The organism is Collinsella sp. TF07-1, from assembly GCF_003437235.1.
Taxonomy (GTDB): domain Bacteria; phylum Actinomycetota; class Coriobacteriia; order Coriobacteriales; family Coriobacteriaceae; genus Collinsella.
The window spans coordinates 317-25,759 of the sequence record NZ_QSRV01000013.1 but is presented as its reverse complement, the minus strand read 5'-3'; the positions used below and the strand labels follow the sequence as shown (position 1 = coordinate 25,759).

The window sequence follows — 25,443 nt, the reverse complement described above, 5'->3', positions numbered from 1 at the left end:
TAGTGTTTGATTCTCTGAGCGATCGCCTCAATGACACATTTGACCGCTTGCGCGGCAAGGGTAAACTGACCGAGGCCGATATCACTTCGGCCATGCGCGATATTCGCATGGCGCTGCTCGAGGCCGACGTTAACTTTAAGGTTGTCAAGGAGTTCGTTGCCAAGACCAAGGAGCGCTGCATGACCGCCGAGGTCATGGAGTCGTTGTCGCCGGCGCAAAACGTCGTCAAGATCGTGCTCGACGAGCTCACCGAGATGCTCGGCTCAACCGAGAGCAAGCTCGTCTTTAGCAACCGCATTCCCAATGTCATCATGCTCGTGGGCCTGCAGGGCTCCGGTAAGACCACGGCTGCCGTAAAGCTTGCCTACCTGCTCAAGAAGCAGGGCCGCTCGCCGTTGCTCGCCGCGTGCGACGTCTACCGTCCCGCCGCTGCCGACCAGCTGGCCACGCTCGGTGGAGAGATCGGCGTTCCGGTCTTCCGCGGCGACGGCGCGCACCCGGTCGACATCGCCAAGGGTGCCATTCAGGAGGCCGTCGACCACCTGCGTGACGTGGTCATTGTCGATACCGCCGGTCGTCTTCAGATCGACGAGCAGATGATGCAGGAGGCCGTCGACATCAAGAAGGCCGTCAAGCCCGATCAGGTGCTGATGGTCGTCGATGCCATGACCGGCCAGGATATCGTCAACGTCGTCTCGACCTTCGCCGAGCGCACTGACTTTGACGGTGTTATCATCTCCAAGCTCGACGGTGACGCCCGTGGCGGTGGCGCACTTTCGGTGCGTCAGGTGACCGGCAAGCCCATCAAGTTCGTGAGCATGGGCGAGAAGCCCGACTCGCTGGAGCCGTTTTACCCGGACCGCATGGCCAAGCGCATCTTGGGCATGGGTGATGTCGTAGGTATTATCGAGAAGGCCCAGGAGGCAGCCGATGCAGAGCAGCTTGAGGCTGCCGAGCGTATGCTGCGCGAGGGCTTCACCATGAACGACATGCTCGACCAGATGAAAGCCGTCAAAAAGATGGGCGGCATGAAGGGTATCCTGGGCATGCTCCCCGGTGGCCAGCGCGCGCTCAACCAGATGGGCGGTAACCTGGACGAGGGCATCTTCGACAAGAACGAGGCCATCATCATGTCGATGACCAAGGAGGAGCGTCTGCGTCCCTCCATCATCAACGGCCAGCGTCGCGCGCGTATCGCCAAGGGCGCCGGTGTGACCCCCACCGAGGTCAACAGCCTTATGAAGCAGTGGGGCGAGATGAACAAGATGATGGGCCGCATGCGCACGATGGCCAATCAGGCACAGGCCGGCGGCAAGAAGGGCAAAAAGGGCAAGAAGGGCAAGAAGATGCGCATGCCCAATATCCCTGGGCTGGACGCTATGGGTCTGGGCGGCATGGGCGGCCTGGGTACGGGCGGTCCCAAGTCCGATATGGAGCTGCTGCGCCAGATGGAAGCACAGATGCGCAATAAGAAATAGGGCTGTAATTCCAGCTTGATATGGCAAAGGCCACTCGGAAGCTACCGGGTGGCCTTTGTTGTTGGCTTTGATAGTTGGGCTGCGTTCAGCGTCGCGCCCCGAGCTCGCGGTGCCGTGCCGTTAGTGGCAGCCGCAGTCCTCGTGGCCCTCGTGCTCGTGATGGCCGTGGCAGCTGCAGGACTCACCATGTTCGTGGGCGTGGTCGTGGTCATGGCCGTGGCAGCCGCACGTGGCCTCGCCGTTCTGTGCGAGCGTTCCGGCGATAAGGGCCTCGACACAAGCGTCGCAGCTGCCCTGAGCTCCTGCGTACACCGTGATGCCGGCTTGGGCAAGCGCGTTGATGGCGCCACCGCCGATGCCGCCGCAGATGAGCGTGTCCACGCCACCGTTGGCGAGCAGGCCCGCAAGGGCACCGTGGCCGGTGCCGTCGGTGCCCACGACCTGCTCGTTGAGTACCTTGCCATCCTGAATGTCGTAGATCTTGAACTGCTCGCTGCGGCCAAAGTGCATAAAGATGTTGCCGTTGTCGTACGTGGTTGCCACCCTCATGGTGTCGACCTCCTTTGCTGGCCATGCGGCCGTCGTTGCGGTGATGGGGGAGTACGCGATATTGCCGCCCTCGATGACGAGCGCCCGCCCGTTGACCAGCGCGTTTGCCACCTTGCGATGTGCGCGGCTGCAAATAGCCGCCACCGTGGCGCGCGCGATACCCATCTGCTTTGCGACTGCCTCTTGGTTAAGGCCTTCCAGGTCGCACAGGCGCAGCGCCTCGAGTTCGTCGACCGTCATGTCGATGGCGTCTCCGCTGGCTAGGCCGTCAGGGGTAAAGCCGCGGTATTCGGGGATGATCCCGACGCGGCGCAGTTTCTCGCGTCTTCCTGCCATACGTGCTCCTTATCTGACATATGTCAACAATAGAATAGCGAACGCGCAGATTAACGCAAGGAATTTCTGGCATATGCCAGAAAATGAAGGCATATGTTTGGGCTGTGGGGCCGCATGTGCCTGGGATACAATGAATCTCGCTTTTAGGCGACTGACAGGAGGGTCAATGAGCAAGGCTGATCAACAGTTTGTAACCATGTGCCGCGATATTCTGGACCATGGCACCACCACCGAGGGCCAAAAGGTCCGCCCGGTGTGGGAGGATGGCACCCCTGCCTATACCATTAAAAACTTTGGTGTCACGGCACGCTATGACCTGCGTGAGGAGTTTCCGGCGCTTACCTTGCGTCGTACGGCCCTCAAATCTGCCATGGATGAGATCCTATGGATCTATCAAAAGAAGTCCAATAACGTGCATGACCTCAACAGCCATATTTGGGACGAGTGGGCCGACGAGACTGGCTCCATCGGCAAGGCCTACGGGTATCAGATTGGGCAGAAGAGCCATTATGCCGAGGGCGACTTTGACCAGATGGATCGCGTGCTGTACGACCTTAAGAACACGCCGTACAGCCGCCGCATTATGACGAACACCTATGTGTTTAGCGACCTGTCCGAGATGCACCTGTATCCGTGTGCCTACAGCGTGACGTATAACGTGACGCAGCGTCCGCAGGATGATAAACCGACGCTCAACATGATTCTCAACCAGCGCAGCCAGGATATTTTGGCTGCGAACAACTGGAATGTGTGCCAGTACGCCATTTTGCTGATGATGGTCGCGCAGTCGGTCGATATGATCGCTGGCGAGCTGCTGCATGTGATCGCCGATGCCCACATTTACGACCGTCATGTCGATATCGTCCGCGAGCTTATCGAGCGTCCGCAGTTTGCGGCTCCCAAGGTAACGCTCAACCCCGATGTGCATGATTTCTATGCGTTTACGACCGATGATCTGATTGTCGAGGGCTATGAGCACGGTCCGCAGGTCAAGAACATCCCCATTGCGGTGTAGGTGACGCGCATGACGTGCAAGCTTTCCGCTATTGTCGCCGTGTGTGACGATTGGGGCATTGGGTGCGAGGGTGACATGGTCGTGTCCAATCGCTCCGATATGCGCCATTTTGTGGCGTGCACCAAAGGTTGCCCGGTCATTATGGGACGCAAGACGCTGCTGAGTTTTCCCGGCGGGCGTCCGCTTAAGAACCGCCGCAATATCGTGCTCACGCGCGATGAGGACTTTGCTCCCGAGGGCGTCGACGTGGTGCATAGCATCGACGAAGCGCTCGCCGCGGTAGCCGATGAGACCGTTGCGTGGGTGCTTGGCGGCGGCGAGGTATATCGACAGTTTTTGCCGTATTGCGTGGAGGCCGAGGTTACGCATAACCATTGCGTGCATGACGTGGATACGTATTTTCCCGATCTGGATGCCGATCCCGCGTGGGAGATTGCGCGGCGTGGCGGTGTTGCCACGATTGCCTCGGGCGAGGGCGACGAGGGTGTCGATTATGAGTTCGTAACGTATCGTCGCGTTGAGGCGTAAATCGTCCGGCGTGAACGGTATCATCGGATTGTTTGAATGCATGGGGCGGCGCTTAGCGTCGCCTCGTTTGGTATAGATGCGCTGTAAAGAAAGGTGCGGGCTGGCTGCTATGACTGATGCCGTTGAGGTGCTGCGAATCGATTCGCTCGAGGACGAGCGGCTTGATGCCTACGTGCGACTGACCGAGCGTGAGCTGCGCTGCGTGCTGGAGCCGCAGAAGGGCATTTTTATCGCCGAGAGTGCCAAGGTCATCGAACGTGCGGTTCGCGCCGGATACGAGCCGGTGAGCTTTCTTTTGGGCGAGCGCTGGCTCGACCAGATGATGCCGCTGTTTGAGCGCCTGGCGGTACGCGAGGGCGCGGGTCCGGTTCCCGTGTTCGTTGCCTCGATGGAGCTTATGGAGCGTCTGACGGGTTTTAACGTGACGCGCGGTGCGCTCGCGGCATTTCGTCGCCCGCGACAGATTCCGGTTGATGAGTTCTTGGGCGGCGTCGTCGAGGCGGCGGGGGAGCGCCCGGTGCGCGTGTGCGTGCTCGAGGGCATTGTCGACCATACCAATGTGGGCGCAATATTCCGCTCGGCGGCCGCGCTCAACGTCGACGGCATTTTGGTCAGTCCTACGTGTTGTGATCCGCTGTATCGTCGTTCGGCCCGCGTGAGCATGGGCACGGTGTTCCAGGTGCCCTGGACACGCATTGGCAGCGAAGCGCGCGTATGGCCGCATGATGGGCTGGCGGCGCTACACGATGCCGGCTTTTCGTGTGCCGCTATGGCGTTGACGGATGATTCGGTGTCGCTGGACGATCCCGCGCTCCAGGAGATTGACCGCCTGGCAATCTTTATGGGCACCGAGGGTGCTGGCTTGGGCGCCAAGACCATTGCAGGCTGCGACCGCGCCGTGCGCATTCCGATGGCGCACGGGGTCGATTCACTCAACGTTGCCGCTGCGAGTGCCGTCGCCTTTTGGCAACTGTGCCCGCATGTGAGCAACGAGTACCACTACCAGCCGGGGCTGTATCACTAGGCAGATAGTTCGCACCGGGCTCTGGTTCGGGGCGTTTCGGCCGACGTCGGTCGGTGCTAAGCTGGTATTGGCTTTGGTCTTAAATTGCCGTTTTGTTGTTTGACGTACGCTGGTGGGGAGGGCGTGTGGCTAAGAAATCTACGGCTATCGATGTAACGCAGGGCGTTATTTGGCAGCAGCTGCTGTCGCTGTGCGTCCCTATCTTCTTTAGTTCGTTCTTTCAGCAGGCATACACGCTTATCGGTACCTATATCGTCGGTCAGTTTGGCGGCAAGCTCGCACTGGGTGGCATTCAGGCCACGATGGTGCTTACGGAGCTCTGCATTGGTTTTTGCGTCGGTGTTGGTGCTGGCTGTGCCGTTATTACCGGCCAGTTTTTTGGTCAGCACGATGACGAGCGCTTGAGCCTATCGGTCCATACGGCCATGACGCTCGCGCTGGTGGGCGGCATTGTCATTTCCATTCTGGGCATGGTGTTTGTCGAGCCGATGCTTGTGTTGATGAATACGCCGCATGAGCTGCTGGCCGAGGGTGTGGCGTATGCCCGTTGCTACTTTGCCGCCATGTTTGCGGCGCTGCTGCTCAATATGGGGACGGCGTTGTTGCGCGCCGTGGGCGACACGCGCGGTCCGGCGGTTATTATTGCCTCCGGCTGCTTCGTCAACGTTGCACTCGACATTCTCTTTGTCGCCGTGCTGCACATGGAAGCGCTGGGCTGCGGCATCGCGGTGGCGCTGACTATCTGCACCAATGCCACGATGATTGTGATCCGCATGATGCGCGCTCCGGGGGCGTGGCGGTTGTCGCTATCCAAACTCGGTATCGATCGCGGCATTTGCAAGAGCATGCTTTCGTGCGGTTTGCCGCTGGGCGTTCAGTCTGCGGCGTATTCGATCTCCAATGTTTTGATTCAGGTGTCGGTCAACTCGTTTGGAGCCGATGTCACGACCGCTTGGGGTCTTTCCGGTCGCCTGGACGGCATTATCTGGATGGTGACCGAGGCACTCGGCGTGTCGATCACCACGTTCTCGGCGCAGAACTTTGGTGCGCGCAATTACGAACGCATGCGAAAGGGATACCACACGTCGCTCGTGCTGTCGTTTGTGCTTATCGGTGGCCTGTCTGCCGTGCTGCTGGTATTCTCGGGCCCGCTTTCGCGTCTGTTTATCGACGATGCCGCAATTTCGGCCTACACCACGACGATTCTTCATTTCATCGCGCCGTTCTACGCGATCTTCTCGATTATCGAAAACGCGTCCGGCTCCATCCGTGGCGCTGGCGTGAGCTTCCAGCCTATGATGCTGACGATATTCGGCACGGTCGTGCTCCGCGTGGCGTGGGTGTTCGCGATTATGCCGCTCGACCCCTCGCTCGAGCATCTGCTGCTGGTCTACCCCGTAACCTGGGTAATAACCGCCACGATGTTCACCGTCTATCATCACAGCGGCAACTGGCTAGGCCGCGCCACTGCCTAGCCATTGGGGACGTCCGCAATGGCTAGTATTCGATGCCTTGGCGGGCTAGGAGGCCTTCGTCGAAGTAGTGTTTGACGGGGCGCATTTCGGTGACCAGGTCTGCCAGATCGGCGAGGGGCAGCAGACCGCGGCCGGTGAGCACGAGCTCCGTGGTGGCGGGCTTTGTCGCGATCAGCGCTTCGACATCCACGCGCGTCACAAATCCACGGCGCATGGCCTCGCCAAATTCGTCCAGAATCAGAACGTCGACTTGGCTAATCTGCTCGCGCGCCAGCTCCATGATCTGTGCGGCACAGGCTTCGGGCGTGTCGCGGTCGGCTTGTACGATGCGCAGACCTAAACGGGGCGCCGCATCATGCTCGGCGCAGTGCAGCTTCTTGGCAAACTGCAGCATAAGCACGTTAAGTCCATAGCCCGTGGCGCGCAGTGCAAGCCCCAGCGCAGCCGTCGTCTTGCCCTTGCCGTCGCCCGTGTAGATCTGAACCTTGCCGACTTCCAGTGATGCCATCTCTGTCCTTTCGTGCCCGGCGTCGGTTTATCGCCGTCCGGGTTGGGTATTCTAGAAACCATTATCAACCCCAGTAGATGGAGTTCAAGCAGATGGAGATGGATGACAACAAACGTAGACGGAATATGATCCTCTACGTGCTCATCGCCTTCGTCGTCTACCTCGTGCTCTCGACCGTTCTGTTCCCCAACATCGGTCACACGCAGCAGATTACGAAGACCGATTACTCGACCTTTGTCAAAGCGCTCGATAAGAAGAGTGTCGACAAGGTCGAATACAATACGGACGATTACACGATTTATTACACCAAGAAGGGCGAGGACGAGAACATCGCCTACAAGACGACCGGTGTGCCGAACGATGCGGGCTTTACCGATCGCGTGCTTGAATCCGGCGCCTCGCTGGAATCTGTTGTCCCCGATAAGAACTCGGGTCTGATGACTTACTACCTGCTTACGCTCATTCTTCCCATGGCTATCTTCTTCCTCATCGGTTGGTGGCTCAATCGTCGCATGAAGAAGGCCATGGGCGATGACGGTCCGTCGATGAACTTTGGCGGCGGTGGTTTTGGCGGCGGCGGACTGGGCAAGTCCGGTGCTCGCGTTATCGCTTCCAAGGATGTGGGCGTGACCTTTAAGGACGTTGCTGGCCAGGAAGAGGCCAAGGAATCCCTTAAGGAGGTCGTCGACTTTCTGGAGAAGCCGCAGCGCTACGAGGAGATCGGCGCCAAGCTGCCGCGCGGTGCTCTTCTTGTCGGCCCTCCGGGTACCGGTAAGACCCTGCTTGCCAAGGCTGTGGCCGGCGAGGCCGGTGTTCCGTTCTTTAGCATTTCGGGCTCGGAGTTTGTTGAGATGTTTGTCGGTCGCGGCGCTGCTAAGGTGCGTGACCTGTTTAAGCAGGCCAAGGAAAAGGCCCCGTGCATCGTTTTTATCGATGAGATCGATACCATCGGCAAGAAGCGCGATGGCGGCGGCTTTAGTGGCAACGACGAGCGCGAGCAGACGCTCAACCAGCTGCTGACCGAGATGGACGGCTTCGATAACCACAAGGGTATTGTCGTTCTCGCTGCTACCAACCGACCCGACAGCCTTGACCCGGCCCTGTTGCGCCCCGGTCGTTTTGACCGCCGCATCCCCGTTGAGCTGCCCGACCTGACCGGCCGTAAGAACATCCTTGAGCTGCATGCCAAGAGCGTGAAGACTCAGCCGCCGATCGACCTGACCGCGATTGCCCGCGCCACGCCCGGTGCCTCGGGCGCCGACCTGGCCAATATCATCAACGAGGGCGCGCTGCGCGCCGTCCGCGAGGGTCGCAAACGCGCGACGCAGGATGACTTTGAGGAGTCTGTGGAGGTCGTTATCGCTGGCCAGCAGCGTAAGTCGACGGTGCTGTCCGACCACGAGAAGCAGGTCGTTTCCTACCACGAGATCGGCCATGCAATCGTTGCCGCTCGCCAGAAGGGCTCTGCGCCGGTTACCAAGATCACCATCGTGCCGCGTACGAGCGGTGCTCTGGGCTACACCATGCAGGTCGAGGAGGATGAGCGCTTCCTGACCACGCGCCAGGAAGTCCTGGACAAGCTCGCCGTCTACTGCGGCGGACGTGCTGCCGAGGAGCTGATCTTTGGCGAGATGACGACTGGCGCGGCCAATGATATCGAGCAGGCCACCAAGCTCGCCCGCAACATGGTGACGCGCTTTGGTATGTCGGATGAGTTTGGCATGATGGCGCTCGGTACCGTACAGAATGCCTACCTTAACCAAGACACGTCGCTCACCTGCGCCCCCGGTACGGCCGAGCGCGTCGACGCGATCGTCGCCAAGCTGATCGAGGATGCGCACGATCGCGCCCTGCAGATCCTCAAGGAGAACAAGTTTAAGCTCCATGAGCTGGCTCGTTATCTGTACAAGAAGGAGACCATCACGGGCGAGGAGTTTATGAATCTCCTCACGCGTGAGAATCCGCTGATGCCAAAGCAGCAGTAATACTAGTTGCGCAGTGTCGATCGCCCCATTTGAGTGTTCATCTCAAATGGGGCGATTTTTCGTGAGGAGAGTTGTTATATGAAGATCGTGGTAAGTGCCTGCTTGATGGGCGAGAGCTGTAAGTATAACGGGCTCGACAACTACCATCGCGAGCTGATCGAGGCTTGCAAGCGCACGGGGGCCGAGGTCCTGCTGGTGTGCCCCGAGGTCTTTGGCGGCCTTCCCACGCCGCGCAAGCCATCCGAGATTGTGAACGGCGAGGTCCGTACCTGCGAGGGCGTCTCGATCGATCGCGAGTTTCGCCTGGGCGCAGAGCGCGCACTCGATATGTGCGAGCAGGCGGGCGGCCCGTCCGAAATCGCTGCGTGCATCCTTCAAGATCGTAGTCCCTCGTGCGGCGCGGGTCGCATCTACGACGGAACGTTCAGCGGTACGCTCACTGCGGGCAACGGTGTTTTTGTCGACCTACTGCTGCACCACGGGTATCGTGTGATTCCCGCAAGTGAGTTCGACCCCAGCATACTGGAACATTGTCCATAGCACTCGAACCCAACACTTCCTCACGGGTGACCGTTTTGGCATCATCCGTGAAGTTTATATTGAGTACGACCCGGTCATCAAAGACGTAGACCGAGTTGACAGGCACGTACCCAGGCAGCCCCTCCCCGCGGCTCTCGCGCAGGAACGCGTACACGGCCCTCCCGTCTCTTGCGCCCCTCCTGCCCCAAACCCTGCTAGGAATGAGTACAGCAAACTGAAATATTCAAATTAGTCTTTGCAAATTACCTTTGAACATTCACCATCAATTACAATTCCCTGACGGTTGTTAATTGGGCATAGATTCAAATCCGAAAACTCAGTCATTATCTTCTCGGTAACTTTCTTAAATGGTGCTGTAAGATAATGCGGAAGAACATAGAAATCAATCAAATTAAGCCCTGCATCATCTTCTTGTGAGTAGTCCTCCGGCTTTTCATCCATTTGCTCGATATATTGGATGCTTGGAGCGCATACAATCGCACCTGCCGATTCACCAATCATCAGTTTTCCCTTTGCCAATTCTTTCTTCAACAGCTCATCCGTTCCCGTTTTACGGAGCTGGTCTATAAGGAAAAAAGAATTTCCGCCGGTAAAATAGATCACATCCGCATCTTCAAAAAGAGACTGTATCGTTGAATAAGCCTCCGTTGAAATATCAATTTCAGTTACGATTGCTCCCAACTTTTTGAATAATTTTCGAGCCGAGCCGACATAACCGGTGTAGCCTTCACGCAGCGAAGCTGTTGGAATAAATGCGACTTTTTTATTTTCAATTTCTTCCTTTATCAGACTTCCTACACTTGAAAAGTGAGAACATAAAAACAGTTTCATCAATAATCTCCTTTATATATAAATTCTTATTTGTTGAACTAAGCCGTGTATACCATACTCTCCAATGAAAGAACACCCTGATAGAGCGAAATTTTGCCGTTTTCCTGCGTACGTGCGTACACACTCCACAGGAATTCTAAGGGGCCTGCCCCCTTGGCACACGGACTTTGGAACAAAGTCTAGTGTGTTACGCCTTGCCAGAGGTGTACAGGCTCCCGGTATGCACGTACGAAGCAATTGCCATCAATGTGCCATATAAGTGGCGATCAAGTTCGCATAAAGCGACCTTGATCCCGCAAAATAAAAGGCAGGATACCATCACCACGATGATACCCTGCCTCTGTTCGTTCCTGTTTACCGTTCCGAGTAGTCCTTCCGCAGAATTTCCGATAAACAAAAAACGTACCCGAACCCTTTCTCGTAAAGAATCGGGTTCGAGTACGAACTGAATGCTGGAGCAATAAAAAACCACCAGAAAGGTGCCTGTCCCCTTTGTGGTGGTTTTGGGCCAGTCCTAGAGCGTGTGGCCGTAGGTGTTGGCAGCCTTGATGGCGGTGGCGAACTTTTCGTCGGTGAAGGGCTCGGGGTTTCCCTGCTTCCACTCGTTGGTGGTGTGCGCGTACTCGCACAGGGCGGGGATATCGGACTCGGAAAGCCCGACCTGCTCAAGCGTCACGGGCAGCCCCATCTCCTTGTTAAAGGCTGCGTAGCGCTCAAGGTTCTCGGTATCGCCCGTGTAGGCAAACAGCACCAGCACGCCCAGGCTCACGACCTCGCCATGCAGGTAGGAGCCCTCGCGAGGAATGCTGCAGGTGGCGTTGTAGAACGCATGCGCCACGCTCGAGTTGTAGTAGTAATCGTTTTGGTTGGTCAGGTTGGAGACGTAGCCCGTGTTGACCACGATATCGAGCGCGATCTGCTTGACGGCTTCGGTCGACAGGTTCTGGCGAACGTCCTCAAGACCCTGCACGCCATAGGTAAACAGCGGCTCGGAGCAGGTGTGTGCGAGCGCCAGGCCAAGACCTGCGGTGTGCTCCAGGTTGCCGGCGCTCGTGGCGTACTCGACCTCGGGCTGCTTGGACAGGGCATCGCCCACGCCCGCCCAGAAGTACTTCGCCGGAGCCTCGGCGATGATCTTGGGGTTGATGAAGATGTGCGCGGGGCGGTTGGGGTACGAATAGCCCTCGAGCGAGCCGTCGTCGTTGTAGACAACGGCAATGGCGGTCGCGGCCGAGCAGTTGGAGCAGATCGTCGGTACCGTAAAGACGATCTTCTTGAGCTCGATGGCCGCCGTCTTGACGGTGTCGAGCGCTTTGCCGCCGCCGCATGCGATGAGCACATCGGCCTCTCGGCAGGCGGGGGAGTTAACAAGCTTGGCGATATTGGCACGCGTGCTGTTGGTGCCGTAGACGCGTGTCTCCAGTATCTCGATGTCGGTGCCCTCCAGTGCCGCTTCGATACTGGGAAGCGCCGCGGCCAGTGCTCGTTTACCGCCGATAATCGCGACCTTGGCCGCTCCGTACTCGTCCAGCGCGCCGAGCAGCTCGTCAAAGCAGTCCTCGCCGACGGTGTAGTCGCTCATTCCAATCGTGCGCATAGCAGCCTTCTTTCGTTAGATAAAGTGCTTTCAGGTATTTTGCTCCAAGTGAGTGCTTGCGACCGCGAGAAATTACTAAAGTATGAAACCGATGTTGAGGGTTTTTCACCGGCGTTGACCGTGCTACCATACAGCGCATAAGCGTTGATGGGGACGAGTAGTCGGCCGTCCGTGTGCTACAGAGAACGGGGAGCGCTGAGAACCCGTGCATGCGACCGATGAAAATCACCCCGGAGCTGCGGTCCCAACGGACGCGCCGTACAGGCACGTCTTAGTAGACATCGCCGAGATGGTCGTCGATACAGGCCAGCCGAGTAACGGATGCGAGCGCGCTGTAATGCGGGTGAGGGCATCTAAGCTGGGTGGTTAAGCGAAGAGCTTTTGCGGGCAGACGGCCCGTTTTGTGGCGCTTCGTCCCAGCTTGCAGGGACGGGCGCTTTTTTTGGTGCCCAGAGGGCGTGCGCGCCCATGACAAGAAAGGGGTACCGTGGCAAACGAGTACAAGCAGACGATGAGTCTGCCCGAGACCGGTTTTCCCATGCGTGCCGGTCTTTCCAAGTCCGAGCCCAAGCGACTCAAGGACTGGCAGGACAACAAGGTCTACGAGCAGGTTCTGAAGAAGAACGAGGGTCACAAGAAGTTCGTGCTGCACGACGGCCCTCCGTACGCCAACGGTCCGATCCACATCGGCCACGCCATGAACAAGATTTCCAAGGACATGATCAACCGCTACTGGATGATGCAGGGCTATGAGGTTCCCTACGTCCCCGGTTGGGACTGCCACGGCCAGCCGATCGAGCACAAGGTCGAGGAGAAGCTTGGCACCGAGAAGTTCAACCAGACCCCCACGGCCAAGATTCGTGAGCTCTGCAACGAGTTCGCTGTCGAGAACATCGAGCTGCAGAAGGCCGGTTTCCGTCGCTTGGGCGTGCTCGGCGACTGGGACAACCCCTACCTGACGCTCTATCACCAGCATGACGCTGCCGACATCGAGGTCTTTAAGGCCATGTTCGACAAGGGCATGATCTATCGCGGCCACAAGCCGGTTCACTGGTGCAAGCACTGCCACACCGCACTCGCCGAGGCCGAGATCGAGTACTCCGACGAGACGAGTCCCTCTATCTTCGTCCGCTTTGAGATGACCTCCAAGCCCGCCGGCCTCGAGAACTTCGACGGCCCGGTCGACTTCATCATCTGGACGACCACGCCGTGGACCATCCCCTCCGACCAGGCCGTTTCCCTTAAGCCCGGCGCCGCCTATGTCGCCGTTGAGCACGATGGCCGTGCCGAGGTCATGCTCGAGGACCTGGCTCCCAAGTGCTGCGAGGAGTTTGGCTGGGAGTACATCCCGGTCATGGTCGACGGCAAGCCCTACGTGGTTCCCGCCGAGACCTTCCACCACATCCACTACAAGCAGCCGATCTTTGATGGCGTTGAGGGCGTGGCGCTGCTGGCCGATTACGTCGGTGTCGATGACGGTACCGGTATCGTCCACAACTCGCCCGGCCACGGCGTCGACGACTACTTCGCCTGCCTCAAGGAGGGCATCACCGACATCTGCATGCCGGTTGATGACGACGGCAAGTTCTACACCGGCGAGGAGTTTGGTACCGGTGGCCCCTTCAGTGGCATGGATACCGACGGGGCCAACCCGCACATCATCGAGTTCCTGCGCGAGCGCGGCACCCTGGTCTTCGAGAAGAAGATCACGCACAGCTATCCGCACTGCTGGCGCTGCAAGCACCCGGTGCTCTTCCGTGCTACCGACCAGTGGTTTGTCTCGATGGACAAGACCGGTTTGCGCGAGCAGGCCGGCAAGGAGGTCCGTGAGAACGTCAAGTGGTATCCGGCCCACGCGGCCAACCGCATCGGTGCCATGGTCGAGCAGCGTCCCGACTGGTGCATCAGCCGCCAGCGCAACTGGGGCGTGCCTATCCCCAGCTACACCTGCGCCGACTGCGGCGAGAAGGTCATGAACGACGCCACGCTCGACGCCGTCATCAAGCTCTTCCACGAGAAGGGCTCCGACGCCTGGTTCACCGACGCTCCCGAGAGCTATCTTGGCGAGGCCTGCGTCTGCCCCAAGTGCGGTGGCCATCACCTCAAGGCCGATAAGGACATCCTCGACGTGTGGTGGGACTCCGGCGTCTCCTGGAAGGCCGTCTGCGAGTATCGCCCCGAGCTGGAGTATCCGGCGGACGTGTACCTCGAGGGCTCCGACCAGCACCGCGGTTGGTTCCAGAGCTCGCTGCTCACCTCGGTGGGCGCCAACGGCCACGCCCCGTACAAGGCGGTCGTCTCGCAGGGCTTCACGCTCGACGGCCAGGGCCGCAAGATGTCCAAGTCGCTCGGTAACGTCATCGACCCCAATAAGGTCTGTGACGAGATGGGCGCCGACATCATCCGTCTGTGGGTCGCCTCGGTCGATACCAGCTCCGACGTCTCCATCGATCACGAGATTCTCGCCCGTTCGTCCGATGCCTATCGTCGTTTCCGCAACACGCTGCGCTTCCTGCTCTCCGAGCTCGAGGGCCAGTTTGAGCCCGAGACCGACGGCGTCGCTTTTGCCGACCTGCTGCCGCTCGACAAGCTCATGGTTGCCCGTCTGACCCAGGTCCAGGCCGAGGTCGACGACGCTTACTCTTGCTACGAGTTCCCGCGCGCTTACCGTGCGCTTTACGACTTCGTGGTTACCGAGCTTTCCAACGTGTACCTCGACGCCCTGAAGGATCGTCTGTACTGCGACAAGCCCGGTTCGCTCGAGCGCCGCAGCGCCCAGACCGTGCTTGCCGAGCTCTTCTCGATGCTCATGCGCGACCTGCAGCCGATCCTGTCCTACACGGTCGACGAGGCCATGGCCTATGCACCCGCCGGCTGCGTCGATCACCAGAAGTACGCCGCGCTGCTCGATTGGTATAAGTCGCCCATTACGGTCGACGAGGCCAATGAGTTTGAGGGCGTGCTTGAGGCTTCGCTCGAGCTCCGTAGCGCCGTGACCAAGGCCCTTGAGGATGCCCGCTCCGCCGGCACCTTCACTAAGAGCCAACAGGTCCGCGTCAAGGCGGTCGTTCCCGCCGAGATGTATGCGCTGCTGACCGGCGACAAGGCCGTTGACCTGGCCGAGTTCTACATCGTCTCCGCTGTTGAACTGACCCAGGGCGAGGAGCTCTCCGTTGCCATCGAGGCTGCCGAGGGCGAGTGCTGCGACCGTTGCTGGAACTACCGCACCACCGTCGGCGAGTACAACGGCCACGCACATATTTGCAAGAGGTGTGCGGAAGCCCTTTAAGGCACGGTAACTCGGCATTTTAGTTATAGGGAGTATTTGGGCGCCCTCGCCCCTTTTGCTCCGCTGAATAAAAGCGGCATTCTGTTTTTCGGAATGCCGCTTTCTTTTTATGCTGGTTATTTAGCTTGCGTTGGTGGATATGTCGTGCGTTCTGCGCGTGGCAATATAAGATGGTTAATTGCGTTAAACGTAATTCGATGTTTTTGAGGGTAGGGGATTGATTTGGGTCGTTCTGCGGATATGACGCCGCCTTTGCGTTGGCGGTTGGGTGTTGCTGGTAGCGTGGCGTTGGCCGTGCTGCTTGTTGACCAGCTGACTAAGCTTGCGGTTCGTGCCGTGGGCGATGCCCTGCATGTGACCGTTATTCCTGGTGTGATCGACTTTCTATTCGTCCGCAATATCGGTGCCGCCTTTAGTATGGGCGAGGGTCATGGCGTAGCATTTGCTGTGCTGGCACTTGTCGTCATCATTGCTATCGCAGTGTACCTGGTTCGTGCGCCTCAGCTCGCTCGCCTAGAAGTTGTTGGCATGGCTATGGTTGCGGGCGGCGCTATCGGCAATGCAATCGACCGTCTCGCCTTTGGGTTCGTGACCGATTTTATTGCCACCACCTTCATTGATTTCCCTGTCTTTAACGTTGCCGATATCGGTATTACGGTCGGTGTCGTGCTGGCGCTCATCGGTTATATGTTCTTGAGTCCTGCCGCCCGTGAGGTCGACGCGACCGCCGAGCTCAACGCCCGTGACGAGGCCCGCGCTAAGCGCAAGGCCCAGCAGCGTGGGGAGCGTGCCCGCAAGATTCGCGAAAGGAGCGAGCGCTAATGGCCGACATCCATATCCTTGTTGCCGACGATGCCGCTGGTCAGCGTCTTGACGCCTATCTGGGCGCTAATGACGGCTGCCCTACGCGCTCTGCCTGCGCGCATCTGATCGAGGGCGGTGCCGTTGCCGTCAACGGCGAGACATGCCTGTCAAAAAAGTATGCCGTGCGCTCCGGCGACCGTATTTCGGTCGATTTGCCCGAGCCGCACGATCCCACCGATGTGATTCCCGAGGCCATTCCCCTCGATATCCGCTACGAGGACGACTACCTCATCGTGCTCTCCAAGCAGCGCGGTCTGGTGTGCCATCCCGCCCATGGCCACGAGAGCGGCACCCTTGCGAACGCCTTGGTCTATCACTGTGGCATTGACCATCTGGGCACCGTGCAGGGCGAGGACCGCCCCGGCATCGTGCATCGCCTGGATCGTGACACCTCGGGCCTTATGCTCGCGGCAAAAGACGACGACACCCAGCGCGCGCTCCAGAATCTCATCCGCACACGCACGCTCGACCGCCGCTACATTACGCTCGTCCACGGCCACATTGCCATGGACGAGGGCACCATTAACACCGGCATTGCCCGTTCTACGCGCGACCGTGTCAAGATGGCGGTTTCGGACGATCCTTTCGCGCGCCAGGCCATTACGACCTTTAGGGTCCTCGAGCGCTTCGATTCCACGCGTTTTGACGATGGTTATACGCTTGTCGAGTGCCACCTGTTTACGGGTCGCACGCATCAGATTCGCGTGCACATGCGCCATATCAACCACGCCTGCGTGGGCGATCCGCTCTACGGTAAGTGCGATGCGCGTGCCGACCAGGGTTTGACCAGGCAATTCCTCCATTCCTGGCGTGTGGCGCTCGATCATCCCGTGACGGGGGAGCACATTGAGTGCCGCGATGAGCTGCCGTGGGATCTCGCCGCCGTTCTGGATGACCTAGCCCCGCGCTCGCTCGGCCGCACTGCCGCCGGCGACGAAATCGTTCCGCAGCTCGGTCTGCTCGAGGCCTAACCAGTATTAGGTGGTTTCTTGAACTCGGTTAGCCTACGGTAAGATATACGGTTGTTTACGTAACGCGTTCTCGGGAGCCTGCATGCTCGCCTTTTTACAAACCAACACACCCATCGTGATCTTCAACCAGATTGTGGTTACGCTGCTCACGGTCTGCTTTTTGTACCAGGTGGTCTTCTTTGTCATTGGCGCTCTTCGTGGCGAGGTCGCGCCTCCCAAGGCCAAAAAACTCCACCGCTATGCCTTCTTCATTGCGGCGCATAACGAGGAGGCCGTGATCGCCAATCTCGTACGCTCTATCAAGGATCAGGACTATCCGTCCGAGCTCATCGAGGTCTTCGTGGTCGCCGATGCTTGCACCGACAACACGGCGCAGCTCGCGCGCGAGGCCGGTGCCATTGTTTACGAGCGCAATGACCTGGCCCGCAAGGGCAAGAGCTGGGTCATGGACTTTGGTTTCGATCGCATTCTCAACGAGTATCCCGACACGTTTGAGGGCTACTTTATCTTCGATGCCGACAATGTTATCTCCCGCGATTACGTCTCCAAGATGAATGATGCCTTTGACCAGGGCTTTCATGTGGTCACGAGCTATCGTAACTCCAAGAACTTCGGCAGTTCGTGGATTTCCTCTGCCAACGCCACCTGGTATTTGCGTGAGGCCCGCTTCCTCAACAACGCGCGCAACATCTGCAAGACGTCCTGCGCCGTCTCGGGCTCGGGCTACCTTATCTCCGCCAGTGTTATCGAGGGCATGCACGGCTGGCAGTTCCATACACTGACCGAGGACATCCAGTTCACCACGTTCTGCGCCATTCACGGCATCCGCATCGGTTATGCGCCGGCGGAGTTCTTTGACGAGCAGCCGGTGACGTTTAAGGCGTCCTGGAAACAGCGCATGCGCTGGACCAAGGGCTTCTACCAGGTCTTTTTTACCTACGGCAAGCATCTGGTCAAGTCGACGTTCCGCTATCATCGCTTTGCCGCATATGACATGTTTATGACCATCGCTCCGGGCATGCTGCTGTCCCTGATCTCTATGCTCGCCAATGCGACGTTCCTGATCGTGGGTGGCCTTTCGCATGGTTTCTTGGCTACCGAGGTCGAGATGCAGGCTTGTGCCGCCTCGCTTATCATGACGTTCGTGATGATGTACCAGACCTTCTTTATCCTGGCGCTGCTCACGACCATCTTTGAGTACAAGCACATTCATTGCGCTCAAAAGTGGCGCCTGGTGACCAACCTGTTTACCTTCCCGATCTTTATGTTCAGCTATATCCCCATCACGGTTGCCGCGCTGTTCCTGAAGGTCGACTGGGTTCCTACCCAACATGCCGTAAACGTTACCCTCGACGAGGTCATGCAAGGCGCCAAATAACCACCACCAAAACCACCACAAAGGGGATAGGCACCTTTGTGGTGGTTTTTGCTTTTGCGCAGCTGTTCATGGAGGTGCACGATGTTCTACATCCCATTTTGGATCTGCGCCTTTGCCGGTGCGGTGGTTGACGCCCGTGAGCGGCGGTTTCCCAACGCGCTTGCCGGTGCGTGTGCGGTGGCGGCGTTTGCAGGCGTTTGGCTCGACAGGGGCGTTAACACGGCGCTTGACCACGCCGGTCTTGCGGTTATTGTCTACCTTGCCCTCGTGCTTACAGAGTCGCTCCGGCGTTGGGTTCGCCACACCTCAGGTATCGGCATGGGGGACGCCAAGGCGCTCTTCGCGCTTTGCACACTCAACCCTATGGGCGGCATCGCGGCATTTGCCGTCGCGCTCCTGGTCCTTGCCCTCTCCTGCCTCTTCATAAAATCGCGCTCCCTACCATTGCTCCCGTTTTTGGTGCCGATTTTTGCCATAATCGAGGTCGTGGGCTGCACATTGTAACCGATTGCGCATCCTTCTTAAGGAGCATGCCATGGCAACTAATCAAGAAACGGCCGTCATTAAGGCGCGCATGGACCGTATTCCCTCGGCGTTGTCGCCCGAACTTGTCGAGCGCATTTCCGCCGATCGTGCTTCGGGCTATGTCAACCCCTATCGCTGCAACGACGACCAGGTCATTCGTCGTATTGATCGCGCTGCCGACAAAGGCACGCTTATGCGTCCGGCGTTTATGCGCGATACCGAAAAGATTCTTCATCTTCCGGCGTACACGCGTTATGCAGGCAAAACGCAGGTCTTTAGCTTCCGCAGCAACGATGACCTGTCGCGCCGCGGTCTGCATGTGCAGCTTGTCTCGCGCATCGCTCGCGATATCGGACGCGCCCTAGGTCTCAACTGCGATCTGATCGAGGCGATTGGCCTGGGCCACGACTTGGGACATACGCCTTTCGGCCATGCCGGTGAGCGCTTTCTCAACGATACCTATCACGAGCGTACCGGCCGCTTCTTTTTCCATAACGTGCAGTCGGTACACGTGCTCGATGCGCTGTATGGCCGCAACGTGTCGCTCCAGACGCTCGATGGCGTTTTGTGCCATAACGGCGAGTACGAGCAGCGCGTGTTTGAGCTGTCACACATGGTATCCTTTGGCCAGTTCGACCGGACGGTTGAGGACTGTATCGCCACGGGCTATAGTGCGGTTGAGCACCTGCGCCCCATGACGCTTGAGGGCTGCGTGGTGCGTATCTCGGATATCCTCGCCTACGTCGGTCGCGATCGTCAGGACGCCATTGCGGCGGGCCTGCTCGACCCCGACGCTTTTGACGATGGTCGGGGCGGCGCCTACAACAGCTGGATCCTCACGCATGCTTCCATCGATATCGTCGAGCATAGCTACGGCAAGCCTCGTATCGAGATGAGCGAGGACCTGTTTGAAGAGATCCGCCGGGCCAAGCGCGAGAACTACGAGAAGATCTACAGCAAGGGCGGTATCGAGGGCGATTCCGAGGCGGAGCTGCGCGAGGCATTCGAAAAGCTCTACGACCGTTGCCTGCGGGATATAAACGAAGGCGACGAGTCCTCGTACATCTTTAAGCATCATATTTCGCGCATCGAGCAGCAGCTTTCCTACTACCATCGCACTTATGCCTGGCAGGACGACAAGGATCAAGCGGTGGTGGATTACATCGCGAGCATGACGGACGGCTATTTCTGCGAGCTGACGAGCAAGCTATTCCCTGGTCTGGAGTTTCCGCATCGTACCTATATTAACGAACGGTAGTTCGTATCTTTTCGGTATACTGTTCGTGGAAAACGTTTTTGATTGATACACGGGATGGCTATGGACGACCTTTTTTCTGCTTCGACGCGTGAGCGTTCCTTTCAGAACGCGCCGCTTGCGGTGCGCATGCGCCCCAATTCGCTCGACGAGTATGTGGGCCAGCAAAAGGCCGTTGGTAAGGGCTCATGGTTGCGTGCAGCGATTGAGCATGATGTGCTATCGAGCGTAATTATGTATGGGCCTGCTGGTACGGGCAAGACGACGCTGGCCCACATTATCGCCAACCATACCAAGAGCGAGTTTGTCGAGGTCAGCGCCGTGACGGGCACCGTGAAGGACCTGCGTCGCGTGATCGACGAGGCAAAGACGCGCCTGAATACGTATGACCGCCGTACCATCTTGTTCATCGACGAGATTCACCGTTTTTCGAAGTCGCAGCAGGATGCCCTGCTGCATGCCGTTGAGAACCGTACCGTCATTATGATTGGCGCCACGACCGAGAACCCGTACTTCGAGGTCAACTCCGCGCTGTTGTCGCGTGGGCGCGTGGTAGAGCTTGAGCACTTGAAAGATGAGGATATCGCCACGCTCATTGAGCGTGCGCTCGAGGCGCCGCAGGGTTTAAACGGTAAGTTCTCGGCCGATGAGGATACCGTCAAGACCATTTGCACGTTGGCCGCGGGTGATGCGCGCTCGGCTCTGACGACCCTTGAGCTTGCGAGCGAGATTGCCGTCACGCGTCCCGATACCGAGGGAACGCCAGCGCCGGCGGCGGGGAAGTGCTATCCCATCACCGTGGATGACGTTAAGATTGCCAACCCACGCCGCGGTTTTTCGTATGACAAAAACGGCGACATGCACTATGATATTATCAGTGCGTTCATAAAGTCCATGCGCGGTAGCGACCCCGATGCCACGATCTACTGGCTTGCGCGCATGATCGATGCGGGGGAGGATCCCAAGTTTATCGCTCGCCGCATTATGATCCAGGCTTCCGAGGATGTTGGCAATGCCGATCCACAGGCGCTGCTGGTGGCACATGCCGCATTTACATCTGCCGAGGTCATTGGCTATCCCGAGTGTCGCATCAACCTGGCACAGGCTGCGCTCTATGTGTGCCTGGCGCCCAAGTCTAATGCGTGCGAGGCCTCGATCGATGCGGCGCTGGCCGATATCCACAGCAGTGGTCTTCGCGAGGTGCCCAGCTACCTGCGCGATCGCCATCGCCCGGGTAGCGATGAGTACGGTGTGTACAAGTATCCGCACGATTATCCCGAAGGCTGGGTCGATCAGCGCTATTTGCCCGAGGGGCTGGAGCGCGGTGCGTTTTGGAAGCCCGCCGGCCGCGGCTGGGAAGAGTGGCGCGTAGAGCAAAGCGAGCGCGACCGTAGCGGGAATGCTCCGAAGTAGCTGCTGATTATTTTGTCCCACGATCTCACGCTTGGCATGTTCGGTCCCCTTTGGGGTACCATGAAGAGCGTCTGTATTTCGATTCATTTGGGAGGCTTGTATGAGTCCCATTCAAATCGCCTTGCTGCTACTTGCCGTTGCCGGCGTGTGGGCTGTTATCGAGCTCGCGCTCACGCTGCGCAAGACGCGCACCGTCGTTGATTCGCTCGACCAGACGGTGGGCGACCTCAACAACACGCTCGCCGAGGTACAGCCCGTGGTGGCGAAACTCGATGGTGCCGTTGACGAGCTTACACCGGCACTTGCCCAGGTGGAGCCGCTCCTCAAATCGAGCAAGACTGCCGTTGACGCCCTGACGTCCAACCTTGTTGAGGTTGAGGCGGTCGTTCGCGACATCTCTGAGGTCACGGGCAGTGTGGCCGAGGCCAGCAATGCCGTGTCGAGCGTGACCGACTCTGCGGCCGGTGCCGTGCAGAAACTATTTAACAAGGTGAAGGCTCCTGCAGCCGACGCCGATCGCAAGCTCGCCACTGCCGCCGAGGCCGAACAGCCTACCGAGCACGTTCTGATTGGTGAGGCTGAGGACGAGGCCGCCGATGGTGCAGATACGGCTCAGAAGCCCGCAGACAAGCCTGCTCAGTATTACACCTATACGCCCGCCGAGACCTCCGAGGAGTCCTGCGATGAGTAGCGAAACAACCTGTCCCATTACGCTGAGCGTTGCCGGTGATCCGCGTTTCGCGCGCTTGGTGCGCATGACGGCCGCCAACGTCGGCGCCCTGTGCTCTATGTCCGTCGATCGCATCGAGGATATTCGCATGGCTGCCGAGGAGGCCTTCATCTTTGGGTGCACCGCGGTCGACTGCGACGATATCTCGATCACATTCGATGTCGACGAATCTCATGTGGGAATGACCTTTACCTTTGGCGATCAGGCGACTGTCGATGAGGATGACCAGGCTGCCGTGTATGCCGAACTCATTCTTGCAAGCGTGTGCGATTCCTACGAAAAGACCGCGGCGCCCCTAACGCTTTCCCTCGACCTCAAGGCGGATATTTAATATGACCGAACGTTCCCGGAGCGGCAAGACCGCTTGGGACAAGGAGAAAACCCGCGAGCTGTTTCGTCGCTACAAGGAGACCGGTGATCCGGATGCCCGCGAGCAACTCGTCATGTCCCACATGAACCTGGTTAGGTTTCTTGCCAACAAGTTTAAGAACCGCGGTGAGCCGCTCGATGACCTTTTGCAGGTCGGCTATCTGGGCTTGCTCAAGGCTATCGACCGTTTTGACCCTGAGCGCGGGCTCGAGTTCACCACGTTCGCGACACCTACTATTCTGGGAGAGATTAAGCGCCACTTCCGCGACAAGGGCTGGAGCGTGCGCGTGCCGCGTCGTCTGCAGGAGCTCTCGGCCAAGGTTAACCAAGCCACCGATAAGCTCACCAACGAGCTGCAGCGTTCTCCTAAGGTTGAGGAAATCGCTGAATATCTGGACGTGACCGTCGACGAGGTGCTCGAAGCTATGGAATCGTCCTCGGCCTACACCTCGGTACCCATCGAGGCCCCCGGTGCGTCCGATTCCGACGATGCGCCTTCGATTCTCGATCGCTACGCCGACGACGACAACGAGCTCGACTTTACCGATGACCGTCTGGTGATTGAGGAGGCCATTCGCGATTTCTCCCCGCGCGAGCGCGAGGTGATCGAGCTGCGCTTTGTGAAGGGCATGACCCAGATCGAGATCGCTAAGAAGCTGGGCATCTCCCAGGTGCAGGTTTCGCGTCTGCTGCGCCGTACGCTTAAGAAGATTCAGGACAAGATTGACCCCGACGGAGTAATGGTTCGTTCATGAGTGAACACCCCCAACAAACCGATCGCGTGCTGCGCGACACCCGCATTCTGACGCTGCGCATTTGGGCCGTCGTCGGCTGCATCGTGATCGCTGCCGTCATCTTTAACCTCATGGGGATTCTGGCGCCGGTTATTGAGTTTTTGGCCGTCGGCTCCATTATTGCCTTTGTGATGTCGCCGATCACCAACTGGCTCGAGCATCATGGGGTGGGCCGTGGCATCGGCTCGCTCATCGCGCTCATTGTGGTCGTAGCCGTGCTCGTCGGTGTCGTCTGTATCCTGTCGCCGATTCTCTTTGGCCAGATCATGGAAGTCCTGAGCCGCCTGCCTGAGCAGCTACGTGTTGCGGGCAGCGACCTTAATGAGATGATCTCGCGCGCCAAAACGCTCAACAACACGCCGGTTAAGGAGTACCTGGACGATAACCTTTCTTCGCTCGTTACGGTGGCGTCCAAATATGTCTCACAGATTGCCGCCGAGCTCGGCCGCGGCGTGTTCCCGCTCATCACCAACACGGCCTCACAGCTGTTCGTGATCTTTTTGGGTCTGGTGCTTGCCTATTGGCTTGCCTGCGATTATCCCCGCATGCATCACGAGGTCTGCACCATCATCGGTCAGGAAAAGGAGACCTCGTACCGCTTTATGGTCGCGATTCTTTCGCGCTCAGTCGGCGGTTACATGCGTGGCATGGTCGTGACGTCCATCTGCGGTGGCATCCTTGCCTTTATCGGCTTTACGATCATCGGGCATCCGTATGCGGCGCTCATGGCCATCTTTACCGGCATCATGCACTTGGTCCCGGTTGTCGGTCCCTGGGTGAGCGCCGCGATTGCCACGGTGCTCGGTTTCATGTTTAGCCCGATGCTGGCGTTGTGGACCTTGGTTGTGACCATGGTGGCACAAAATGTCACCGATAACGTCATTTCACCTAAGGTCATGCAGAGTTCGGTGCAGGTGCATCCCATCATGAGCCTCACGGCCCTGGTTATTGGCTCGGCGCTTATGGGCCCCATCGGCATGGTTATCGCCATCCCGCTGTGTGCGGCCCTCAAGGGTATCTTCGTGTACTACTTCGAAAACGAGACCGGCCGCCAGCTCGTTGCCTACGAAGGCGCCGTGTTTAAGGGTACGCCGTATCGCGATGCCGAGGGCAACCCGGTCGCCGCCTATGACGCGCTTGGCGACGACACGTTCATCTATGAGTCTGAGCTCATCGGCAATGAGACCGCGCCCGAGGCCAAGGCCATGCCCAAGCCCGAGCTCGATAATTCCTGGATTAAGCTCTCGGGTCTTCAGCCCGACGCGACGGGCTTTTTCAAGAACCCCTTCGCCAAGGACGACGATTCCAATACGGACGACGACACCAAAACCGGCATCGACGGCTCCATGGATGATTCGGATTCCTAAGAGGCCCAGTTAGAATAGGCCCTGTTAGCGTTTTTTGATGTTGTAAAAGACAAGAAACACGAGCAAAGCGATTGATAAGGGGCCGGCTACATAGAAATAGAGAACGTCAATTGCGCGTAGAGGGCAACAGGCCTTATCGCCGGACATTACTGCATATAATACGTAGCCAAATGCTGGTTGGTTTGAATACCAGTGGGAGAAGGCCAAGAGCGCTAAAAGTGCTACAACCAGAAGTGCATTCAGGATAAATCGTTTGGTATTCATCGGCCGCTCCTTCCGGATGATTCTTATATAGTATTTTACTATAAAATGTTCAGCTAAAGTAAACTTACATTCAGGATAATTTGAACAACCATAAAACGATTTTTTTAATACAATATTGTTGCCACACTTAGGACATTTTCCTACAAGGGGTCCCGAGCGCTTAGTGGGAATTTGTACCCCTTATCGATACAAATTCCCCGTAGGCGCTAGGGACCTCTTTAGCTTCTTGGAAGCTGTCAGTAGTATATCTAATAATTTATCTCCATTCCCTTTAGTAACGTGTAACTTTCCAAATTTAAAAAAGCCTTGATTATCGACTTTATCCGAACACCTCCCACATTCATCCGTACATGTACGG

General features: G+C 58.1%; 23 protein-coding genes and 2 pseudogenes. 18 read left to right on the top strand and 7 right to left on the bottom strand.

Annotation, left to right across the window (positions count from 1 at the left end; genetic code table 11):
- The first annotated feature begins 2 nt into the window (after positions 1–2).
- The gene (ffh, locus tag DXC67_RS06300; RefSeq protein WP_117637757.1) at positions 3–1,478 is read left to right on the top strand and encodes a signal recognition particle protein; all 1,476 of its coding nucleotides are present in this window, start codon (positions 3–5) and stop codon (positions 1,476–1,478) included.
- Positions 1,479–1,598: 120 nt separating this feature from the next.
- On the opposite strand, the gene DXC67_RS06295 is transcribed toward ffh, so the two are convergent.
- On the bottom strand, positions 1,599–2,363 hold the full coding sequence (locus DXC67_RS06295) for a DUF134 domain-containing protein (protein ID WP_117564145.1): 765 nt from the start codon (positions 2,361–2,363) through the stop codon (positions 1,599–1,601).
- Between the two features lie 166 nt (positions 2,364–2,529).
- On the opposite strand from DXC67_RS06295, the gene thyA reads away from it, so the two are divergent.
- From thyA to DXC67_RS06275, 4 genes are all read left to right on the top strand, one after another.
- Entirely contained in the window at positions 2,530–3,378 is an 849-nt protein-coding gene (gene thyA / locus DXC67_RS06290) for a thymidylate synthase (protein ID WP_117564144.1), read from the top strand.
- A gap of 9 nt (positions 3,379–3,387) precedes the next feature.
- On the top strand, positions 3,388–3,906 hold the full coding sequence (locus DXC67_RS06285) for a dihydrofolate reductase (protein ID WP_117637756.1): 519 nt from the start codon (positions 3,388–3,390) through the stop codon (positions 3,904–3,906).
- A gap of 109 nt (positions 3,907–4,015) precedes the next feature.
- Positions 4,016–4,930 (top strand): RNA methyltransferase, encoded by a 915-nt coding sequence (locus tag DXC67_RS06280; RefSeq protein ID WP_055286414.1) that lies wholly within the window; start codon positions 4,016–4,018, stop codon positions 4,928–4,930.
- 125 nt (positions 4,931–5,055) lie between these two features.
- A complete protein-coding gene (locus DXC67_RS06275) occupies positions 5,056–6,405 on the top strand; it encodes an MATE family efflux transporter (RefSeq protein WP_117637755.1) in 1,350 nt (449 codons plus the stop codon).
- Between the two features lie 22 nt (positions 6,406–6,427).
- Here DXC67_RS06275 and DXC67_RS06270 read toward each other — a convergent pair whose 3' ends face one another.
- Positions 6,428–6,913 (bottom strand): cob(I)yrinic acid a,c-diamide adenosyltransferase, encoded by a 486-nt coding sequence (locus tag DXC67_RS06270; protein ID WP_117637754.1) that lies wholly within the window; start codon positions 6,911–6,913, stop codon positions 6,428–6,430.
- 92 nt (positions 6,914–7,005) lie between these two features.
- Between DXC67_RS06270 and ftsH the strand changes: the two genes are divergently transcribed.
- Both ftsH and DXC67_RS06260 read left to right on the top strand, forming a co-directional pair.
- Positions 7,006–8,898, top strand: coding sequence for an ATP-dependent zinc metalloprotease FtsH (gene ftsH, locus DXC67_RS06265; RefSeq protein ID WP_198019956.1), 1,893 nt, complete (start codon positions 7,006–7,008; stop codon positions 8,896–8,898).
- A 78-nt stretch (positions 8,899–8,976) separates the two neighbouring features.
- The gene (locus DXC67_RS06260; RefSeq protein ID WP_117637753.1) at positions 8,977–9,438 is read left to right on the top strand and encodes a DUF523 domain-containing protein; all 462 of its coding nucleotides are present in this window, start codon (positions 8,977–8,979) and stop codon (positions 9,436–9,438) included.
- Between the two features lie 228 nt (positions 9,439–9,666).
- Here the strand turns inward: DXC67_RS06260 and DXC67_RS06250 are convergent, their stop codons facing one another.
- Positions 9,667–10,269 (bottom strand): Type 1 glutamine amidotransferase-like domain-containing protein, encoded by a 603-nt coding sequence (locus tag DXC67_RS06250; protein ID WP_117564137.1) that lies wholly within the window; start codon positions 10,267–10,269, stop codon positions 9,667–9,669.
- A 514-nt stretch (positions 10,270–10,783) separates the two neighbouring features.
- Positions 10,784–11,866, bottom strand: a complete 1,083-nt coding sequence (locus DXC67_RS06245) for an iron-containing alcohol dehydrogenase family protein (RefSeq protein WP_117637751.1) — start codon at positions 11,864–11,866, stop codon at positions 10,784–10,786.
- 511 nt (positions 11,867–12,377) lie between these two features.
- On the opposite strand from DXC67_RS06245, the gene ileS reads away from it, so the two are divergent.
- From ileS to DXC67_RS06190, 11 genes are all read left to right on the top strand, one after another.
- On the top strand, positions 12,378–15,155 hold the full coding sequence (gene ileS, locus DXC67_RS06240) for an isoleucine--tRNA ligase (protein ID WP_369831366.1): 2,778 nt from the start codon (positions 12,378–12,380) through the stop codon (positions 15,153–15,155).
- A gap of 222 nt (positions 15,156–15,377) precedes the next feature.
- Positions 15,378–15,977: a signal peptidase II gene (lspA, locus tag DXC67_RS06235; protein WP_233503190.1), complete on the top strand. Its 600-nt coding sequence runs from the start codon at positions 15,378–15,380 to the stop codon at positions 15,975–15,977.
- Entirely contained in the window at positions 15,977–16,990 is a 1,014-nt protein-coding gene (locus DXC67_RS06230) for an RluA family pseudouridine synthase (RefSeq protein WP_117637749.1), read from the top strand. The genes lspA and DXC67_RS06230 overlap by 1 nt, the downstream gene beginning before the upstream one ends.
- An 82-nt stretch (positions 16,991–17,072) precedes the next feature.
- On the top strand, positions 17,073–18,368 hold the full coding sequence (locus DXC67_RS06225; protein WP_117635141.1) for a glycosyltransferase family 2 protein: 1,296 nt from the start codon (positions 17,073–17,075) through the stop codon (positions 18,366–18,368).
- 81 nt (positions 18,369–18,449) lie between these two features.
- Entirely contained in the window at positions 18,450–18,872 is a 423-nt protein-coding gene (locus tag DXC67_RS06220) for a prepilin peptidase (protein ID WP_117637748.1), read from the top strand.
- Positions 18,873–18,903: 31 nt separating this feature from the next.
- The gene (locus DXC67_RS06215) at positions 18,904–20,151 is read left to right on the top strand and encodes a deoxyguanosinetriphosphate triphosphohydrolase family protein (RefSeq protein WP_117637747.1); all 1,248 of its coding nucleotides are present in this window, start codon (positions 18,904–18,906) and stop codon (positions 20,149–20,151) included.
- Between the two features lie 60 nt (positions 20,152–20,211).
- On the top strand, positions 20,212–21,561 hold the full coding sequence (locus tag DXC67_RS06210; protein ID WP_117637746.1) for a replication-associated recombination protein A: 1,350 nt from the start codon (positions 20,212–20,214) through the stop codon (positions 21,559–21,561).
- A 100-nt stretch (positions 21,562–21,661) separates the two neighbouring features.
- Entirely contained in the window at positions 21,662–22,252 is a 591-nt protein-coding gene (locus DXC67_RS06205; protein ID WP_117637745.1) for a hypothetical protein, read from the top strand.
- Positions 22,245–22,622 carry an ATP-binding protein gene (locus DXC67_RS06200; RefSeq protein ID WP_117583445.1) on the top strand — a complete coding sequence of 126 codons (378 nt, stop codon included), beginning with the start codon at positions 22,245–22,247 and terminating at the stop codon, positions 22,620–22,622. The genes DXC67_RS06205 and DXC67_RS06200 overlap by 8 nt, the downstream gene beginning before the upstream one ends.
- 1 nt (position 22,623) lies before the next feature.
- Positions 22,624–23,415: an RNA polymerase sigma factor SigF gene (locus tag DXC67_RS06195; protein WP_117583446.1), complete on the top strand. Its 792-nt coding sequence runs from the start codon at positions 22,624–22,626 to the stop codon at positions 23,413–23,415.
- Positions 23,412–24,821, top strand: coding sequence for an AI-2E family transporter (locus DXC67_RS06190; RefSeq protein WP_117637744.1), 1,410 nt, complete (start codon positions 23,412–23,414; stop codon positions 24,819–24,821). The genes DXC67_RS06195 and DXC67_RS06190 overlap by 4 nt, the downstream gene beginning before the upstream one ends.
- Positions 24,822–24,845: 24 nt before the next feature.
- Here the strand turns inward: DXC67_RS06190 and DXC67_RS10635 are convergent, their stop codons facing one another.
- The 3 genes and pseudogenes from DXC67_RS10635 to DXC67_RS10625 all read right to left on the bottom strand — a co-directional run.
- The gene (locus DXC67_RS10635; protein WP_117637743.1) at positions 24,846–25,085 is read right to left on the bottom strand and encodes a hypothetical protein; all 240 of its coding nucleotides are present in this window, start codon (positions 25,083–25,085) and stop codon (positions 24,846–24,848) included.
- A gap of 6 nt (positions 25,086–25,091) precedes the next feature.
- Positions 25,092–25,232 (bottom strand): annotated as a pseudogene (locus DXC67_RS10825) (topoisomerase DNA-binding C4 zinc finger domain-containing protein); the annotation flags it as partial.
- A 33-nt stretch (positions 25,233–25,265) separates the two neighbouring features.
- Positions 25,266–25,388, bottom strand: a pseudogene (locus tag DXC67_RS10625) (rRNA adenine methyltransferase); the annotation flags it as partial.
- Between the last annotated feature and the right edge of the window lie 55 nt (positions 25,389–25,443).

Coding starts and splice junctions, on each gene's coding strand:
- DXC67_RS06195 (WP_117583446.1), top strand. CDS start 22,624: ATGACCGAACGTTCCCGGAGCGGCAAGACCGCTTGGGACAAGGAGAAA.
- DXC67_RS06190 (WP_117637744.1), top strand. CDS start 23,412: ATGAGTGAACACCCCCAACAAACCGATCGCGTGCTGCGCGACACCCGC.
- ftsH (WP_198019956.1), top strand. CDS start 7,006: ATGGAGATGGATGACAACAAACGTAGACGGAATATGATCCTCTACGTG.
- DXC67_RS06245 (WP_117637751.1), bottom strand. CDS start 11,866: ATGCGCACGATTGGAATGAGCGACTACACCGTCGGCGAGGACTGCTTT.
- DXC67_RS06230 (WP_117637749.1), top strand. CDS start 15,977: ATGGCCGACATCCATATCCTTGTTGCCGACGATGCCGCTGGTCAGCGT.
- DXC67_RS06215 (WP_117637747.1), top strand. CDS start 18,904: ATGGCAACTAATCAAGAAACGGCCGTCATTAAGGCGCGCATGGACCGT.
- thyA (WP_117564144.1), top strand. CDS start 2,530: ATGAGCAAGGCTGATCAACAGTTTGTAACCATGTGCCGCGATATTCTG.
- DXC67_RS06210 (WP_117637746.1), top strand. CDS start 20,212: ATGGACGACCTTTTTTCTGCTTCGACGCGTGAGCGTTCCTTTCAGAAC.
- DXC67_RS10635 (WP_117637743.1), bottom strand. CDS start 25,085: ATGAATACCAAACGATTTATCCTGAATGCACTTCTGGTTGTAGCACTT.
- DXC67_RS06285 (WP_117637756.1), top strand. CDS start 3,388: ATGACGTGCAAGCTTTCCGCTATTGTCGCCGTGTGTGACGATTGGGGC.
- DXC67_RS06280 (WP_055286414.1), top strand. CDS start 4,016: ATGACTGATGCCGTTGAGGTGCTGCGAATCGATTCGCTCGAGGACGAG.
- DXC67_RS06200 (WP_117583445.1), top strand. CDS start 22,245: ATGAGTAGCGAAACAACCTGTCCCATTACGCTGAGCGTTGCCGGTGAT.
- ileS (WP_369831366.1), top strand. CDS start 12,378: ATGAGTCTGCCCGAGACCGGTTTTCCCATGCGTGCCGGTCTTTCCAAG.
- DXC67_RS06205 (WP_117637745.1), top strand. CDS start 21,662: ATGAGTCCCATTCAAATCGCCTTGCTGCTACTTGCCGTTGCCGGCGTG.
- DXC67_RS06295 (WP_117564145.1), bottom strand. CDS start 2,363: ATGGCAGGAAGACGCGAGAAACTGCGCCGCGTCGGGATCATCCCCGAA.
- DXC67_RS06270 (WP_117637754.1), bottom strand. CDS start 6,913: ATGGCATCACTGGAAGTCGGCAAGGTTCAGATCTACACGGGCGACGGC.
- DXC67_RS06260 (WP_117637753.1), top strand. CDS start 8,977: ATGAAGATCGTGGTAAGTGCCTGCTTGATGGGCGAGAGCTGTAAGTAT.
- DXC67_RS06225 (WP_117635141.1), top strand. CDS start 17,073: ATGCTCGCCTTTTTACAAACCAACACACCCATCGTGATCTTCAACCAG.
- DXC67_RS06220 (WP_117637748.1), top strand. CDS start 18,450: ATGTTCTACATCCCATTTTGGATCTGCGCCTTTGCCGGTGCGGTGGTT.
- DXC67_RS06250 (WP_117564137.1), bottom strand. CDS start 10,269: ATGAAACTGTTTTTATGTTCTCACTTTTCAAGTGTAGGAAGTCTGATA.